We start from the raw sequence: 14,985 nt of genomic DNA on the forward strand, positions 1-14,985 counted from the left end.
GTTCGCATGGAGTCGATCCGCACGGACGACAGGCGATGATCTCCGAGTTCGCCAGCTCGCCATCAGCGAGCACTTTGTCGATCGCCTCGGAGCAAGGATGATGACGCTATTCGGTTGTTTGACGATGCGATCATCCTGGCGCAGTCGCCGGCAGAGCAACGAATGCGGCCAATGGCGTCAGAGAAGGAAAATCGTTATGGGAAATTGGGATGATCCTGGAAATCAGCGAGAATGCAGTCAATTTTCATGTCAAGAATACGATGGGAAAGCTGGGTGCGACCAGCCGGATTCAAGCAGTCGCGATAGCTATTCGCCTCGATGTTCTTTGAATTCAATTGAGGAACGACCGCCAACTGTCACATCTTTGGCTTCCAGCTTCTGGCAAGTTGAGCACGGTGCTTTCGGTGAACTCGCAGATATAACCCTCCTTTGGGCAAGTCTGCATCTCGCGCTGGGTGAGGTTCTGGGGCTTCGTAAGGTCGGTAAGATGTGGAATCGGCCGATCTAATGCTCACTGGTCGGAGCATGGCTCTCTCCACCAGCGGGTGATTCTTTGCTCAGATGAGCCCGCACCGCTTGCTCGGGACGTCGGACAGGGGTCTAGGGAGAGGAACAGCTGAGGAAAGAACCCGACCGCGGGCCGGGGTCCCGATTCATCCAAACGCGTGGAGATCTTTATCTGGCGAACGGCCAGCCAAACTTGTAGTTGAGCCGTGCCGTGATGAGATCGACGTCCTGGTGCGCGCGATCCGCGCCAAGGGCCGCTGGGAAGCTTATGTTGCTGCGCTGCATGAACAAGTGGTTATACTCGACGCCCGCTGACCAGTTCGGCGTGAGGCTGACTTCGGCACCGGCGCCCAGCACGCCACCCCAACGCACATCATTGTTTTTGCCAAGCTCGGTGCCGGTTGCCACCGAGTTGACGTAATAGGTGTTGCTGGTCACCGCAGCACCGCCCTTGCCATAAAGGAGCACAGCATTGAACGCGTATCCGATATGGCCCGTGAGTAGGCCGAATGCATCTGTCGTGGTGCCAACGGTGTCTGTCGGGAAGGCGGTGCTGACATTGGAGCCGCGGAAGTCGGCCCAGTTGCCCTGGCCTTCGAGGCCGTACACCATGTTGAAGATTTGCCAACGATAGCCGATCTGGCCGCCAACGGTACCGCCAGTCGAATTATGGCAGCCCTCGGAAGTGATGCCATTGAAATCCCAGCAATTGTGGCTCGTTCCCCAGCCACCGTTTGCGCCCATATAGTAGCCGGACCAATCGATAATCGGGGCCGCGACCGGCAGCGGTGCCGCCTTGACCTTGACGGGCTGCCCGGCCAGATCCGTGCCGAATGAGGGGGCGGCCGCACAGAGTGCGCCGATGCATGCAGTCAGAATAAGAATCTTTTTCATTCGCGTGTTGTTTCCTTTAGGTGCCCCAGGCACCGTGCCGTTTAACAACATGAACGCGAATTGCTGTAACTGGCGCACAACATGTCTTGGAAAGAAACGTGCCCAATCGCCCGCGGCGTCAGATTGCGGAGCTCGCGGTTTCCGCTGCTTTGCTTCTACCGAGACGCTGTGGCTCGGCAGTGGTCGCCTCGCGCGGATCATCCTCTTTGAAAATGATCGTTCATGATCACCTGCGACGCGGAGCAAAGCCAAAAGGTGTTCGGCTCCTTCCGTCGCTAAGCTGCGGCAACGCCCAGCCGCACTTACAGTACTGGATCGATGGCACGCCTCAGGCGCTTAAGGTCATTCTTCCGGCAACACGGACGTGCTATCGCTTGCAATCGCGAGCAACGCGATGCCGATCGATTGCAGGCTCGATCGCTTTGGCTCTGGAACGACCACAAGTCTAGCTCGATGGTCCGTCAACTTCGACCTTGATTGATGGGTCGGGAAGCCCACTGCGTGCTAGACAGTGCTCTTGCTTGAAGTTGCGCAAGATCGTGCCGAGCTCAAGGTCACCGTGGTCGGTTTCCTGGCGCGAGCGAATACCAGCGCGGCCGCCCCGTCTCGCCGCCGTCTGGGCCTGGTGTTCAGCTTCCTGGTCTCGGCCGCCAGAGGAGCTGCAGAGGCAACAGCTTTCTCGAGCGCTCTCGTTTCAGCGGGGCCGCACATGATTAGAGAAAAGTCTGCTCGACCACGCACTGGCCCGAATTTTCCACCGTATGAGGCGCCCTAAATGCCTTAACGGCGCCGGATGCTCTCGCCGCAATAGGCACAAGCGAGTCATTGCCCGGTCGACGGTGCCAGTTCAGCCCGCAAGTTGCGTATCGCCTCGTTGGCCAGATTCAAAGCATTCCGTTCGCCGTTTCTTATCGAGCACTCGAGGTAAGTGCGCAATCGGCTATGAAGGACGGCCTTCAGATTATGTGCCAGCAGCGGATCCTTCTCGACAAAGCTCCAAGCCTTGTCAAATGCGACGCTCACAACGGCATCTGGCACCTGCACCTGCTCGGAAAAGATCTGATCCATCTCTAACGCTCCTCGACATCCTGATACAAGGAAGTACCTTCTCAAAAGCAACCGGATTGTGTTGCGTGTCTCAGCACGAAAGACATCTGCTCTTCAACCTCTTCCACGCTACTCCCGGGACTTCAGGAGAGGATATAGATGCTTGTTGAAGCTGCGATGACCGAACGCCGTAATGCCCGCGCAATTCGAAGAAATTCTGAAAAGAGTGAAGCGAGTACGAGTTGTCGTGCCCTTCATTGCCGTCGTGGGCCTCTTGGTCGGTCACCAAATTGTGGCTTTTCCTTCATTCGGAAGATCGGCCCCCACGGGTTGCGGTTAAAGCCCAGCATGATGAAAAAGGCCGCCTACTCTTTTCCCACTCTCAAGAAGCGTTCAAACCGCAATGGCGCTTGTGACGTCGGATTTGGGGTGATGTAGCCTGTTCCGGATGAGACTTGTCTGCTTTGCGACAAGTCTCGACGCCTATTGCCGTGTGATATTCACCTGCGCGTGGCTTTCTGCTCCGGCCGTGGTGTTTGTTACCGGTCAGGCGCCTAAGAGAGGGAACGAGATGCAAGGGCAATTGCACTTTCCCCACGGCGGATTCTTAGTCGTTTGGCAAAGAAGGGCCGGGCGCCGTCGGTGTGGGTTCAATACGGAGTTGCGTAGGAAAGCCGGCGCAGCGTGGGATCGGCGGCGCGCTTCCGAGCTTTGGATACTTGCAGCTCGTGAAAGGCGTCGAGGGACAGCAAGGCCCAGCTAGATCGAATGCGTCGCCGGCGGCGTGAGATAGAGCAAGCCTGATTTCGAAAGTGGTGGCGAAAGCGGCGCGCTTACGGACGGTGAGCCCATAAACAGCAAATGTCGATCCCTGGTGTGTGCGGCCTAAGTGTAACTGTCAGCCCAGCCATAAACGTCCGCTCAACGCCATCAATCTCCAAAAAGCGCAAATGAAATCTCAGTCCGCTGCCGCACGTGAAAGAATGAGCTTGGCGATCGTCAATCGATTGGCGGAAGTCCGCAGCGCGGCCGGTAATGCCGCCACAGTCTGATCAAAAAGGCGTCCCAGAATCTGAAGGTCCTCGGGGTGGTAAACGCCACGGTCTTGCGACAATCGCATTCGTCCGTGGCCGGTTCTTGTATCGCCAAGCTGGCCGAGCTCCAGTTCCGCGGTGATCATTTGGCCTATGAGGGCATTAAGTAATCGGATCGCTTCCAGCTCGTTGCCTTCTTCGCGCATGAGCCCAGCCACGATGTCGAGTTGCAGGTCGACGCGATCCTCGAGGTTTTGTATGCGTGAATTGGAAGGGTCAAGTTCCACGGTATTTCTCCAAAGTGGTGAAATGCAAGACAGGCGGAGTAGAGGTATCGTTTCCCGTTCGCCAAACGGCGGACGCTTCGCTGGACAAATGACTGCTGCACAGGAGGCGCTTCCGGTCCCCTGGAAGAGGGGGCACATATGTGCCGCGAAAGGATTGCAAAAGTGCAATGAGCGTCTAGGGAAAAACGAAAAGCGTTGCCGATGGCGCGGGATTTGAATGGATTCTCGAGCCGCCCAGTGCGTTCGGCAACAGCGGTGACTCTGTTCGGGGCCACACAGCTGATTGTACTGCTCTGCTTGGAGCCGCGGCAACAGCGCCGGACTGTTGAGGCGACCCGCCTGGTCAGAGCGAAAGGTCCAGCCCGCACCCCTGCGAAGGCCAACTCACCTGCCCGAGTTCTACGCTGCGGAGGCATTTACCATCGCCGAGTGTGCGTGATAGCTGTCTTCTTAGAGCAATCAAGTATCATGCCCAAAGGGGCAGGCAACGTCGTGTAGATTGCGCGCCAACTGCGACTGGTCACCGCACTGCATTCGTGCCCCCACGTGTCTTGCCGTCAAACATTGCTCGAAGCAGCCAAGAAGCACGTGATTTGCTCTGCGACCAAGTGATCCATTATCACGCGACATTCGTGAACACTGCCTTCCGTAAGCCGGCGATCGACTTATGCGGTGTTTGGCTTCAATTAGTAAAATAGAAAGTGTTGATGGGATGCATCCAGTTCGTTGATAGCGCAGGCGAGCAATCTCACCGCCTTCATCGGAGCCGGTTGATTGGTTCTCCTGCTATCCGGGCTAGGAAGCATAGGGAATGCCCGGGCAGGCGGCTGAGCCGCTGATGACCCGCCATGCTTGAGAGCGCACGAAGTAGCGGAACGAGTAGCGTTGACTTGGACGCCAAAACCTTGGTGCCCCCGCGGCCAAGAGAGACATGCATCCCGGCGCCGGCTATCCACCAGCTCTCGCTACCCGTATACTCGGCTATAGTCTAGGTAGTGGGCCTGATTGCTTCGTGCCGTCCCGCTGTCTCTTCCATTCGTGGATCTGAGATTGCGCGATATAATCCAGGCTAGAGAATGCGTAGATGCTGGTCGGGCACGAATCTGACAGAAGGCGAACGCCTCCAACAAAATCCGTGCTTGTCCATAAAGAATCGTTAGCTTCGCTTTCCTAGTCCTCAACCTTCGATCACTGGCTGCATAAGGGGCATGCCTTCAAACCTAGCAGAACGGTAAATGGCCGCCTCCGAGGCCAGTGCTGCAGACGGGATCAGACAAGGGGGCTGCTATTTGTCTATCATCGGGCGTAGCACCTTCGGCAGGGCGGCGCTCGGTAGCTCTGCGAGCGCCGCAGCGAGCGCGAAAAACGCTGCAAAAGCAGCGAATATAAAAGCGCTAGCGAGCATTGCTGCGACAACGTTCTGAGGGCGTCTCATCATTCGAGATACTTCGCGTGGGGAATGCTGCGTTGCATGAAAATCAGTACTTCTTGACACGCTCGACATGACCGTCGCGCCAGCGATAAACCAAAAATCCAGAAGCCGAGTTGTCCCTCCTTTTGTCGAACCGGTCGATCGGTCGGGAACGAAGCGCGCTGGCGACCCGGTCAGCATTGAAGGAGCCGCTCCGGTTCACCGCCTCTGCCCAGGCTTGCACAGCGGCACAAGCGTATAGCGTGTAGCCTTCACCGGGCAGCCCGGAAGCTTTGAGTCCGGCGACCGCACTGGCAGCATTGGCGTTCCCAGCGGGGTTGGGCATGAAGGTAAACAATGTGCCATTCCCAGCGCTGCCGGTAATGGCCCAGAATTCGGAGGTCATCAGCGGATCGTTCGCCATGACCGTGAGGTCTGCTTTTGCTTCTGCTGCCTGGCGTACCAACAATCCGACTTCGGTGTGGTAGCCGCCGATATAGGCGACGCGCAGCCGGTCCTTCTCCATTCTTGAGAGCAAGGCTCTGAAGCCCCTTTCACCGGCAACATAGCTTTGCCGGCTCACCTGCCGTCCCAATCGATGAAGCCGGGCTTCAACCACGTCGACAATCCCCCTGCCAGCAGTCCTCTTGTCGTCCAGCACCGCGATTTTCTCGAGGCGATAATTCGTGTGAATGTACTCGGCGGCAACGGCTCCCTGTTGGTCGTCGGGCCGCAGATCCGAAAGACAGTCTCAAGGCCGTGCTCTGTTAGTTGAGGAGTTGACGAGCCTGGTAACACCTGGACGATGCCAGCTTCGCGTAGATGTCGGAGGCCGGGATCGACGAAGAGGAACAAAAATGGCCAACCACCAACAGGATCCGCTCTGTCGTGAGCTTATTCGCGACTGCGACAGCTTGCCTAGGGTCGCAGGCGTCGTCAGCGACGCTCAATATAGTTTTGGCATTATCGGGAAGCTGGCCTGAGGCGTTCAGGACCTCGACCGCCGCAGCCGCACCATCGCGCATTTGCGCGCCGAATGCAGCGCTGCTTCCGGTCATTGGGCCAGCCACGGCGATCTTTATTTCAGAGCCGCGCGCAGACGGAGCGACGAGAGCGCAGAAGAGAAGCGCCGCAGGCGCAAGAGAGGCATGCCGCTTATTTACCATTGTAGAGCTTCCAATGCTCACCTGAAGTGAACCGCAACTGGTTGTAGTCAACCACGCCTGTAGACAGGCGTTGCTTGCTGGGCAAACCTGCGTTGGCCGGGCGAGCCGCCAACTACGGTAAGATCTACAACTTGACGTTACGTGCGGATCAAGCCCTTTTGGGAAGAGCGATGGAGGCGTCAGGGACGCGGATCGACCGGCGGTGACAATCCTTCCGTTTGATTCCGTAAAACTCCAAGCCGCGTCGGAGAGCGGCCGGTTCACCTAGCGTTTCTTAGCTTGCCCTAACCGGCGTGTGGAACCCGCCATGAATGCGTCAGTAAGGCTGATCCTCCAATCCGCCAAGGGCAAGATCGAGATATTGCATTAGACAGGGATCCCAACCAGCCAGACTGCGGGGCGCGCTTAATCGTGCAAGTACCTTCAGGATCATCGAAACACGTGAATCGTCGCCGGCGATTTCGCTGATCAGCAAGCGTGCTGCAACCGCGACAGCCTTTGCGCGCTCTCCGCAAGGGTGCTCGCCCCCATCCATGCAGTCGCGAAGATCATCACGGATTCGCCGCCAGCGGTCCTCTCGCTCCGCAGCTAAATTGCAGGTGCACCGGGACGTCTGACTCCGCGTCTCGGCGCGCGACATGGCGTTCAGGGTGGCAGGCAGCTCATCCACACTTACCTGCGCCTCGCTGTCGATGGTCATGTTGCGCAAACGGTCGCGCAACAGAGTTGTGCGCGCGACTTGGACTTCTATGCGCTCTAGATGCTTGCGCAGCAAGTCCGTGAGTGAGGTCGTCCCCTCCATAGCTTTACGGATCTCCACGAGCGAGAAGCCAAGCTCACGCAGCGCGCGAATCTGATGAACCCGTTGCCCGCTTTCGCGGTCATACATCCGGTGACCGCCCTCAGTGCGCTCTGTCGCTGCTAGCAGTCCAGTGTGCTCATAATGGTGCAGCGTGCGCACCGTTACTCCGGTCGCCTCTGCAAGTTCGCCAATGCGCCATCGACGCCGTCTTGGTGTAGCTCTGTTCATGTTGTTCAATTTCAAAGCCTACAACCTGACGTCACGTATGATTCAAGCGGATTTCTAAGCTCCAGTTGAATCGCCTTTAATTCATGCGCGCGAGTGGTGACTATCCTTAGAATGGCGGCTGATCAACCCTCAGGAGAAAGGGTGATCAACAAGTTCGCCAGGCGTGCCAGTTCAGCCTCGCCAGCCGCCGTACGCTCCAGGATAAGTTTGGCGATTGCTGCGCAGTTTTCTGGACTCCGCATCGACGGAGGTAGCGCGTCGACGGCGCCGTCATAAAGCCGTCCGAGGGCGAGATAGCTCTTCTGGATCGAACACCCCGCTGCAAAGCTTCAACGTTCAGCTCCTTGTTTGAAATTGAGTCAAGCGCAGCGCACGTCGTCAAGACGTTTGGCTGCGGTAGGGCCAAAAGAAGTCATACCTGCGGCGCAAAGCGATGAGGATGTGATGTGCTGCTGTGTGATGCGTTCAGGCCACACGCGTTCGCGATGCAGCTTCGACGGCACGGCAAGTCCGACGATCTCTATGCTCACAATGAACGGTGGTAGGAATCCGAATAAGCTGATCATCTCCGTTCATCGGGAGCAACTACCGACCCAGGGAGTTGACGGCAAGAGCTCCGTGCCTGGCCTACCTTCTTGAGAGAGCTGCGCCCTGCCGCGGCCGTTGCAACGTAAACGCCTAGCTTCAGTGCGAAGGCATTGCTCCGTCGCTCGCCGGCCCCGTTCCGTTCCCGTCCCTAAAAGCATCAAGTCGGCAGTCTGCCGTTTCTCGCCCCCGAGGCGGAGGTGCGAAGAGCGAAAGCGCCTCTTGCCTGCCGCAAGGATCCTTTCCCCCGGCAATAAGAGCAAGCCAGGCGAGCAGGAATTGTGTGTTGAGACAAGTGTTGGAATGTGAGGTTCGTAGACTTCGCGAATGTGCTTACGGCAACGGTGAGACGGATCGCACGAAATGTCCCGGGGGCTCCGCGTCTTCCGGGCTGCTGGTCACACGGAGCTCTTGTGTAGTTGCCATGCGGGTGGCCTCCTGAAACAAAATGTCCCTCATCCACAGACTTCCCGGGTCGCTGTTGTGAAGTGAGGGCCATTGGACCGCCTCGGTGAAGGCGGGGAATGGATGCGGAAGCTCAACGATCCGAAGGGGCATCGTTCTTTGGAAATGCCTCACGAGCCCTAATGGCATCGTGCCTATGCGGTTCGTCCCAACTATGAGAGGCGGGATCATGCTGAAGCTCTGCACGAGGATGTCGATGCGCCGCGTGGGTCCGAGATCAGTCAAAAAGGAATGCTCAACTGGGCGTCCGGGGCGCACCTCCGTGCTTAACTGCAACGTGACCCATCGACATATATCGATCGAATGTAAGCCGGGGTTGTAATTCCCTATTGGTGCAGCAGCCTACGCAGACGAGTCGCTCCTCGAATAGGGCCGCTCTGGGGTGCGTGCTGGACATGAAAAAATCTGGCCGGATAACAAAATCGACTTCACCGCGGCGGAGGAGCAGCTCGTGTTCATCGGTCGGCGCAGCCAATTCGAAGCTGACGGCGGGGGCTTCTCGCGTGACGCGTGCTACGACATTTCGGAAGAGCACAACTGTTACGAAGTCAGAAAGGACGATCCTGAATCGGCGGTTCAATCGAGCTGGGTCGAACGGATGTCGGGCCATAATCGAGAGTTCAATGTGCATCAGAGCCTCGCGCACAGGAGCCGCGAGCCCTTCCGCGCGTGAGCTCAAGACAAGTTCGCGCCCCCTCATTCCAAACAGTTCATCACGGAAATGCTTGCGCAGCCGGGCAACGGCTGCGCTCATTGCCGGCTGACTAAGATTGATCTTGCGTGCGGCTGACGAGAGGTTGCGCTCAGTTATTAGAGCATCCAGCGCGACCAGAAGATTTAGATCCAGACCTTTGAAACGCATCTCTTCCTATCCGGCACAAACGTCGTTGCTGCGCAATAGCGTGCGGTGGCGCCAGCGCCTGGAGCAATCGTCTTGGCCCGCCCCAATGGACATCGGCTCATTCCTGCGCCCGGGAAAGGAAGCTTGCGAGATGACCGCAACAATGGAGAGCAGGCGGAAAGCCGATCGGCAGCGGCGGGAAAGCGTCGGGAGCTCCAAGCTAATTGGTCTTGCCGGTTCCGGCCGGCCACGCAGCAGGGTCGTTCAGTCCGCTGATGGCAGATCAGCCCAGTGTTCGTCAGCGTGCCAAAGCGCGGTGTCGACAGCTGGGTCGTGCAGCGCTTGTCACGAGAGCAACCTACAACCTGACGCAATGTGCGGTTCAAGACATTTTAGTGATAGAGCCAAACATTTGCACGGCAGGCATATTCTTCTGCGATGGTTGCCGGACGTAGCCTGAATGCGTCGTGAGCGCATCAAACCGCACCTTCGAGGTCACCACGCGCACAACTGGAAAAGGCTTCGCGACCGATCGTCGCATTGCGCGTCTGTGGCTCCTTCTCACCTCCATACCCTGGAGAGACGAAAGAAAACGGGGCACGTCGAAGGTTCTACAGTGTGCCGGGGATGTTCAGAGCGCAGCTTAAGGTAAGCCTAACAGCGCCTGCGAGTTGGAGGCTCCTGGTCCCCAGATGCCATGTTGGATGCTTCCTCGAGCAATATCCGACGCATCCAGATGCTCGCGGGGTCGGTATTGTGGAATGAGGGCCACTGCAGGGCCTCTGTGAATGTGGGCAGGGGGAGGGGCGGTTGGATGATCCGCAACGGCATCCGCTTTTCGAAGTGCCTGGCCAGTCGTAAGGGCATCGTGCCGATACGGCTCGTGTCTAGCAACAGGGGCGGAATCAGGCTAAAGCCCTGCACGACGACCTCAATTCGTCTCCTCAGGCCGTGCTCAAGCAAAAACCATTCTTCGAGGTTCGGTCTCAGTGCGCGTCCGAACTTGGCAGTAACGTGCCCCATCGAGATGTATTGTTCGAACGTAAGCTGCCGGGATAGCTGCTTGTTCGCGCGGCATCCGACGCATACGAGGCTCTCGTCGAACAGCGTCGCCTTAGGGTGCGCGCTCGACATGAAAAGTTCCGGCAGAATGAGAAAGTCGACCTCGCCCCGCCGCAGCAGCTCATCCGGTTCATCAGAAAATGGCAGCAGTTCGAAGCGCACCGCGGGGGCTTCTTGCGCCATGCGGTCCACAATTCTGCGGAAAAAAACGATCGTCATGAAATCTGAGAGAATGACCCTGAAGCGTCGGCTCGATTGAGCAGGGTCGAGCGCGTCCCGCGATATGATTGAGAGTTGGATGTGCAGCAGGGCCTCGCGAACCGGACCTGCAAGCGCTTCCGCGCCAGGTGTCGGGACGAGTTCGCGACCTCTCATAGTAAAGAGTTCATCGCGGAAATAGGTGCGCAGCCGTGCGATCGCAGCGCTCATAGCAGGCTGGCTCAGATTGATTTTGCGAGCCGCCGCTGTGAGGTTGCGCGCCGTCATCACGGCGTCGAGCGCAACGAGAAGATTTAGATCAAGTCCCTTGAACCGCATGTGATGAGTCTATCCATCGTGTGGATGTGTTCTATCGAAACAATCGATTTTACCAAACTGGGGGAGGTTGGATAGCAAACTGAAGTTTGGAAAAAGCAATTAGACGCGCCACGATGGTTTCCGGTCGTTCACGTGAGCTAAGAGAAGAGCTCCCAGACGTGGGAGCGCACCATGGGCGCGCGTTGTTGTTTCTCCTTAAGCGTGGCCGTTCGAACGCCAAGCGCGTCCCGATAAACGTTGGTATGCGGATATCATCCGTTTCCATATTTCAGGTTTACCCGCGTACAATTGAGGGCGCGTTCAGCCTCATTCTAGTGTCGAAGAATAGAGGCAGACGCAGGTTGCGGATGCCAAGAATTCCAGGCGCCGTTCCAAATGGCTCGCCTGTCCAGTGCATGTGGGGCGTGTCGAAGATGTATAAAAGCCAGTGTGATCTGATGCCGCTCCGATGCGCCATCGATGAGGCTTGCGCGCCGATGGCCGGCCCTCAGACGTCAAAGCGCCGGAGGGCGATGCGACTGCAGGCACAAAAGCTCGCTGGTGCAGACAGGTTCTGGCTAGCCCAACCGCCTCGTCGGCAGCTTCCGAGTTATCGTGAGCGCGGCATCAACCGCACGAGGGTGCAATCAAGCGATCGCTCCGTCGCGCAAAGGCCAGCGGCGCGGAGTAGGCGAGCAGTGCCGAGCTCCGACAGAGCATGGCGGCGCATCTCAGCATTCATCGGCGGTTCGGCGAATAGCGAATTGACGTGACCATCCCCGCTCTTCATTCCACCGGCGCAAGGAAGCTCGCCATGAACATTGCCGTCTCCCCGACTGCGGAAGGATCTTCTGGGCGCGCTCAAGTGCAGTGGAGCCTTCGTTGGGAAAGTGAACTGCAGCTCGCCGATCATGCCGAGCTCGCGGAGTTCTTCCGCAAGAGTTACGGACCGACGGGTGCGTTCAATGCGCAGCCGTTTGAGCGGAGCCGAAGTTGGGCTGGAGCAAGACCCGAGCTCCGCGTAATTGGTTACGACGCGCGCGGGGTAGCGGCTCACATCGGGCTACTGCGCCGCTTCATCAAAGTTGGTGAAGTCGATCTCCCTGTGGCCGAACTGGGGTTGTATGCGGTGCGCCCCGATCTCGAGGGGCACGGGATAGGCCACGCAATGCGCGTGATGTATCCCGCACTCCAGGAGCTCGGCGTTCCATTCGGATTTGGCGCGGTTCGCTCGGCCCTCGAAAAACATTTGACCCGACTGGTCGAAAGGCAGGGGCTCGCCACCCTGATGCGTGGCATTCGCGTCCGCTCCACCTTGCCGGATGTCTATCCAAATTTATCGCCGACGCGCATCGAAGACGTGATCGTCGTGGTGTTTCCGGTCGGACGCTCGATAAGCGAATGGCCGGCCGGGACTGTCATCGATCGTAACGGGCCTGAGTTGTGACAGAGCGTTCCACCCTATCTACTGTCCGCTGCGACTACGCTGACGCGGGCGGAAGTCGAGCTGTCCATTTGACCTTTGACGATGGGCCAAATCCATTTTGTACGCCAGAGGTGCTCGATGTCCTGGCGCAACATCGGGTCCCCGCGACATTCTTCGTCATCGGGACGTACGCGACGGAGCATCCTGAACTCATCCGACGAATGATTGCGGAAGGGCATGAGGTTGCGAACCATACGATGACCCATCCTGATCTATCCAGATGCGGACCTACGGAGCTACACGACGAGGTGCTGACGGCGAGCGAAGCCATCCGTCTGGCGTGCCCGCTGGCCTCGCCCAGGCATATGCGAGCGCCTTACGGCATATGGACGCGAGATGTGCTCGCAGTGGCGGCGAGCGCTGGTCTCACGGCTCTGCACTGGTCGGTCGACCCTAGAGATTGGTCCCGCCCCGGGGTTGATGCAATTGTGAATTCCGTACTGGCGAACGTACGCCCGGGTGCAATTGTGCTCCTGCACGACGGATATCCTCCCGATGAGGAGGGATTGCCCAGTGGCTCTACGCTGCGCGATCAGACCAGGACGGCGCTGGCATATCTCATTCCAGCACTACAACGGCGCGGGTTTGTAATCCGTCCACTCCCTCAACTCCACTGAAAAAACGACACCCCATGGACCTGCTCGCGACGACCAGTGCTGCCGCCGTTTCATCTTATGCGCTCCTATCGACGATCTATAAGAGCGTGCAAGCGCTTTATGCTCAGCCGGCGATCAACTCATCGCTGGACAACCTTGGACAAGCCGAGGTGGTCGTTCCTGCTGTGGACGTGATCGTGCCGTGCTTCAACGAGAATCCGAACACACTCGCCGAATGTCTGGAGTCGATTGCCAGTCAAGACTACGCCGGAAAGATGCAGGTATATGTGGTCGATGACGGATCGGCAAACCGCGACGTTGTCGCGCCTGTACACCGGATATATGCGAGCGATCCGAGATTCAGTTTTATCTTGTTGGCGAACAATGTGGGAAAGCGCAAGGCGCAGATCGCAGCGATACGCAGCTCATCCGGTGATCTGGTTCTCAACGTCGATTCCGATACGATACTTGCTGCCGACGTCGTCACGAAGCTTGTATTGAAGATGCATGACCCGGGAATCGGTGCGGCCATGGGTCAGCTGATCGCGAGCAATCGCAACCAGACCTGGCTGACCAGGCTGATCGACATGGAATATTGGCTCGCGTGCAACGAAGAGCGCGCGGCACAGGCGCGCTTCGGTGCCGTCATGTGTTGCTGCGGCCCATGTGCCATGTATCGGCGTTCCGCGCTCGCCTTGCTTCTTGATCAATATGAAGCCCAATTCTTTCGTGGGAAGCCGAGCGATTTCGGCGAGGACCGCCACCTAACGATACTCATGCTCAAGGCGGGGTTTCGAACCGAATACGTTCCGGACGCCATAGCAGCCACAGTCGTCCCGCACAGTCTTCGGCCATATCTACGACAGCAACTCCGCTGGGCGCGAAGTACCTTTCGAGATACGTTTCTTGCTTGGCGCCTGCTGCCAGAGCTCGATGGTTATTTGACGCTAGACGTTATCGGGCAAAATCTCGGCCCATTGCTCCTCGCCATTTCATCACTTGCTGCGCTCGCACAGCTCCTGATCGATGGCTCTATACCCTGGTGGACGGGATTGACGATTGCTGCAATGACTACGGTCCGGTGCTGTGTGGCAGCGCTTCGTGCCCGCGAGCTGCGGTTTATCGGCTTCTCGCTCCACACGCCGATCAATATCTGTCTCTTACTGCCTTTGAAGGCCTATGCGCTTTGTACATTGAGCAATAGCGATTGGCTATCTCGGAAAGTCACCGATATGCCGACGGAAGAGGGGAAACAGCCTGTCATCCTGCACCCGAATGCCGGACGAAGTCCTGCTGGTGTAGGGGGGCGCCTGCTCCTATTCGTAAGGCGGCGTTATCGCAGCCTCCATCGAGCCTGGCGGCGACGGAGAGTGTTTCCGGTCGCGATCGTTCGACTGTCTACAAATAAGTGGTCGGCTAATGACTCAGGACGAAAACCATCAGTTATTAGAGCGAGAGTTGGCTGTCGACGACCCGTGGCGCCTCGACACTAGTGCGTTCGAGCAGCAGCGATACGCGCAAATGCTCCGGATGTCGCGCCGCGACGGAGATGCGGCGTCTGCGCTCGAAGTAGGATGTGCAGCCGGTGCATTCACGGAGATGCTGGCGCCGCTATGCGAGCGACTTACGGTCGTGGATGTCATGCCGCAGGCAATCGAGCGAACGCGACTGCGGACCGGGAAATGGTCACATATTAGTTGGGTGACCTGCGACATTCAGCGGTTCTCGACCACTGAGCAATTCGATTTGATTGTCGTGGCTGAGGTTCTTTACTACCTCAGGGACGTCGTCGAGATGCATGCGGCTATCCGCAACCTGGTGAGTATGCTTGCGCCAGATGAGACTCTCATTTTCGGGTCTGCGCGTGATGAAATATGTCAACGCTGGGGGCATGCTGCCGGTGCTGAGACGGTGATCGCTCTCTTCAATGAGAGCCTATCAGAGATCGAGCGCCGGCACTGCTGCACCGGGTCGGCGAGCGAAGACTGCTTGATCGTCCGGTTTCTGAAGCCGGGCGGCGCGTCGGCACAATCAAACGCCGGTCATTAGGCCAGGAGG

The 14,985-nt window shown here is 57.9% G+C and carries 11 protein-coding genes and 2 pseudogenes; 5 read left to right on the forward strand and 8 right to left on the reverse strand.

All coding sequences use genetic code 11. The features are described from left to right. Positions 1-194 precede the first annotated feature (194 nt). Positions 195-329 (forward strand): annotated as a pseudogene (locus tag ABIA42_RS02005) (LuxR C-terminal-related transcriptional regulator); the annotation flags it as partial. Between the two features lie 346 nt (positions 330-675). On the opposite strand, the gene ABIA42_RS02010 reads toward ABIA42_RS02005, so the two are convergent. The 8 genes and pseudogenes from ABIA42_RS02010 to nodD1 all read right to left on the reverse strand — a co-directional run bounded on the left by ABIA42_RS02010 (position 676) and on the right by nodD1 (position 10,866). Further along, a complete protein-coding gene (locus tag ABIA42_RS02010) occupies positions 676-1,401 on the reverse strand; it encodes an outer membrane protein (protein ID WP_014497822.1) in 726 nt (241 codons plus the stop codon). Positions 1,402-2,223: 822 nt separating this feature from the next. Beyond that, a complete protein-coding gene (locus ABIA42_RS02015) occupies positions 2,224-2,469 on the reverse strand; it encodes a hypothetical protein (protein WP_011084811.1) in 246 nt (81 codons plus the stop codon). A 937-nt stretch (positions 2,470-3,406) separates the two neighbouring features. Continuing rightward, entirely contained in the window at positions 3,407-3,769 is a 363-nt protein-coding gene (locus ABIA42_RS02020; RefSeq protein WP_014497821.1) for a hypothetical protein, read from the reverse strand. Positions 3,770-5,247: 1,478 nt separating this feature from the next. Continuing rightward, positions 5,248-5,916 (reverse strand): branched-chain amino acid ABC transporter substrate-binding protein, encoded by a 669-nt coding sequence (locus ABIA42_RS02025; protein ID WP_080670247.1) that lies wholly within the window; start codon positions 5,914-5,916, stop codon positions 5,248-5,250. A 31-nt stretch (positions 5,917-5,947) separates the two neighbouring features. Further along, the gene (locus ABIA42_RS02030; RefSeq protein ID WP_014497820.1) at positions 5,948-6,346 is read right to left on the reverse strand and encodes an ABC transporter substrate-binding protein; all 399 of its coding nucleotides are present in this window, start codon (positions 6,344-6,346) and stop codon (positions 5,948-5,950) included. Positions 6,347-6,662: 316 nt separating this feature from the next. Then, a complete protein-coding gene (locus tag ABIA42_RS02035) occupies positions 6,663-7,376 on the reverse strand; it encodes a MerR family transcriptional regulator (protein ID WP_026312621.1) in 714 nt (237 codons plus the stop codon). Between the two features lie 918 nt (positions 7,377-8,294). After that, positions 8,295-9,288, reverse strand: a pseudogene (gene nodD2, locus ABIA42_RS02040) (transcriptional regulator NodD2). A 633-nt stretch (positions 9,289-9,921) separates the two neighbouring features. Next, positions 9,922-10,866 (reverse strand): transcriptional regulator NodD1, encoded by a 945-nt coding sequence (gene nodD1 / locus ABIA42_RS02045; RefSeq protein WP_018646994.1) that lies wholly within the window; start codon positions 10,864-10,866, stop codon positions 9,922-9,924. Positions 10,867-11,659: 793 nt separating this feature from the next. On the opposite strand from nodD1, the gene ABIA42_RS02050 reads away from it, so the two are divergent. Genes ABIA42_RS02050 through nodS form a run of 4 tightly spaced genes read left to right on the forward strand, consistent with a single transcriptional unit; the run spans position 11,660 to position 14,976 of the window. Continuing rightward, entirely contained in the window at positions 11,660-12,292 is a 633-nt protein-coding gene (locus ABIA42_RS02050) for a NodA family N-acyltransferase (protein WP_011084822.1), read from the forward strand. Further along, positions 12,289-12,948: a chitooligosaccharide deacetylase NodB gene (gene nodB, locus ABIA42_RS02055; RefSeq protein WP_011084823.1), complete on the forward strand. Its 660-nt coding sequence runs from the start codon at positions 12,289-12,291 to the stop codon at positions 12,946-12,948. The genes ABIA42_RS02050 and nodB overlap by 4 nt, the downstream gene beginning before the upstream one ends. 14 nt (positions 12,949-12,962) lie before the next feature. Further along, on the forward strand, positions 12,963-14,420 hold the full coding sequence (gene nodC / locus ABIA42_RS02060) for a chitooligosaccharide synthase NodC (RefSeq protein WP_370143735.1): 1,458 nt from the start codon (positions 12,963-12,965) through the stop codon (positions 14,418-14,420). Next, positions 14,347-14,976: a nodulation methyltransferase NodS gene (gene nodS, locus ABIA42_RS02065; protein WP_014497813.1), complete on the forward strand. Its 630-nt coding sequence runs from the start codon at positions 14,347-14,349 to the stop codon at positions 14,974-14,976. Before nodC ends, nodS begins: the two co-directional genes overlap by 74 nt. The last annotated feature ends 9 nt before the right edge of the window (positions 14,977-14,985 follow it).

The sequence above is a fragment of the Bradyrhizobium sp. USDA 327 genome, from assembly GCF_041262065.1.
GTDB classification, from domain to species: Bacteria; Pseudomonadota; Alphaproteobacteria; order Rhizobiales; family Xanthobacteraceae; genus Bradyrhizobium; species Bradyrhizobium liaoningense.

What these genes read in the sequence shown, in the direction of transcription:
- nodD1 (WP_018646994.1), bottom strand. Translation starts at nt 10,866, where the DNA reads ATGCGGTTCAAGGGACTTGATCTAAATCTTCTCGTTGCGCTCGACGCC.
- ABIA42_RS02010 (WP_014497822.1), bottom strand. Translation starts at nt 1,401, where the DNA reads ATGAAAAAGATTCTTATTCTGACTGCATGCATCGGCGCACTCTGTGCG.
- nodC (WP_370143735.1), top strand. Translation starts at nt 12,963, where the DNA reads ATGGACCTGCTCGCGACGACCAGTGCTGCCGCCGTTTCATCTTATGCG.
- ABIA42_RS02015 (WP_011084811.1), bottom strand. Translation starts at nt 2,469, where the DNA reads ATGGATCAGATCTTTTCCGAGCAGGTGCAGGTGCCAGATGCCGTTGTG.
- ABIA42_RS02035 (WP_026312621.1), bottom strand. Translation starts at nt 7,376, where the DNA reads ATGAACAGAGCTACACCAAGACGGCGTCGATGGCGCATTGGCGAACTT.
- ABIA42_RS02030 (WP_014497820.1), bottom strand. Translation starts at nt 6,346, where the DNA reads ATGGTAAATAAGCGGCATGCCTCTCTTGCGCCTGCGGCGCTTCTCTTC.
- nodS (WP_014497813.1), top strand. Translation starts at nt 14,347, where the DNA reads ATGACTCAGGACGAAAACCATCAGTTATTAGAGCGAGAGTTGGCTGTC.
- ABIA42_RS02050 (WP_011084822.1), top strand. Translation starts at nt 11,660, where the DNA reads ATGAACATTGCCGTCTCCCCGACTGCGGAAGGATCTTCTGGGCGCGCT.